We start from the raw sequence: 1,846 nt of genomic DNA on the forward strand, positions 1-1,846 counted from the left end.
TAAGCCCCAACGGGTGCTGTGATGGGTAGGGGAGCGTCGTGTGCCGGGTGAAGCAGCCGCGGAAGCGAGTTGTGGACGGTTCACGAGTGAGAATGCAGGCATGAGTAGCGATACACACGTGAGAAACGTGTGCGCCGATTGACTAAGGGTTCCTGGGTCAAGCTGATCTGCCCAGGGTAAGTCGGGACCTAAGGCGAGGCCGACAGGCGTAGTCGATGGACAACCGGTTGATATTCCGGTACCCGCTTTGAAACGCCCAATATCGAGCCCATTAATGCTAAGCCCGTGAAGCCGTTCCGGACCCTTCGGGGAAAGGAAAGTGGTGGAGCCGGCGAACCAAGGTGGTAGTAGGTAAGCGATGGGGTGACGCAGGAAGGTAGTCCAGCCCGGGCGGTGGTTGTCCCGGGGTAAGGGTGTAGGCCGTGTGATAGGCAAATCCGTCACACATTAAGGCTGAGACCTGATGCCGAGCCGATTGTGGTGAAGTGGATGATCCTATGCTGTCGAGAAAAGCCTCTAGCGAGTTTCATGGCGGCCCGTACCCTAAACCGACTCAGGTGGTCAGGTAGAGAATACCGAGGCGTTCGGGTGAACTATGGTTAAGGAACTCGGCAAAATGCCCCCGTAACTTCGGGAGAAGGGGGGCCATCACTGGTGATCGGATTTACTCCGTGAGCTGGGGGTGGCCGCAGAGACCAGCGAGAAGCGACTGTTTACTAAAAACACAGGTCCGTGCGAAGCCGTAAGGCGATGTATACGGACTGACGCCTGCCCGGTGCTGGAACGTTAAGGGGACCGGTTAGTGACCTTTCGGGGTTGCGAAGCTGAGAACTTAAGCGCCAGTAAACGGCGGTGGTAACTATAACCATCCTAAGGTAGCGAAATTCCTTGTCGGGTAAGTTCCGACCTGCACGAATGGCGTAACGACTTCTCGACTGTCTCAACCATAGGCCCGGTGAAATTGCACTACGAGTAAAGATGCTCGTTTCGCGCAGCAGGACGGAAAGACCCCGGGACCTTTACTACAGTTTGATATTGGTGTTCGGTTCGGCTTGTGTAGGATAGGTGGGAGACTTTGAAGCCGTGACGCCAGTCATGGTGGAGTCGCCGTTGAAATACCACTCTGGTCGTGCTGGATGTCTAACCTCGGTCCGTGATCCGGATCAGGGACAGTGTCTGATGGGTAGTTTAACTGGGGCGGTTGCCTCCCAAAGGGTAACGGAGGCGCCCAAAGGTTCCCTCAGCCTGGTTGGCAATCAGGTGTTGAGTGTAAGTGCACAAGGGAGCTTGACTGTGAGACCGACGGGTCGAGCAGGGACGAAAGTCGGGACTAGTGATCCGGCGGTGGCTTGTGGAAGCGCCGTCGCTCAACGGATAAAAGGTACCCCGGGGATAACAGGCTGATCTTCCCCAAGAGTCCATATCGACGGGATGGTTTGGCACCTCGATGTCGGCTCGTCGCATCCTGGGGCTGGAGTCGGTCCCAAGGGTTGGGCTGTTCGCCCATTAAAGCGGTACGCGAGCTGGGTTTAGAACGTCGTGAGACAGTTCGGTCCCTATCCGCTGCGCGCGTAGGAATATTGAGAAGGGCTGTCCCTAGTACGAGAGGACCGGGACGGACGAACCTCTGGTGTGCCAGTTGTCCTGCCAAGGGCATGGCTGGTTGGCTACGTTCGGGAGGGATAACCGCTGAAAGCATCTAAGCGGGAAGCCTGCTTCGAGATGAGTATTCCCACCTCCTTGAGAGGGTAAGGCTCCCAGTAGACGACTGGGTTGATAGGCCGGATGTGGAAGCCCAGTAATGGGTGGAGCTGACCGGTACTAATAGGCCGAGGGCTTGTCCTCA

Annotated in this window: 1 rRNA gene; it reads left to right on the top strand. The window is 56.8% G+C overall.

Features of this window, described 5'->3' with window-relative positions:
• A 23S ribosomal RNA gene (locus tag ACFQ7Q_RS38105) occupies nucleotides 1-1,845 on the top strand; the annotation flags it as partial.
• Between the last annotated feature and the right edge of the window lies 1 nt (nucleotide 1,846).

The organism is Streptomyces sp. NPDC056527 (assembly GCF_042794475.1).
GTDB lineage: Bacteria > Actinomycetota > Actinomycetes > Streptomycetales > Streptomycetaceae > Streptomyces.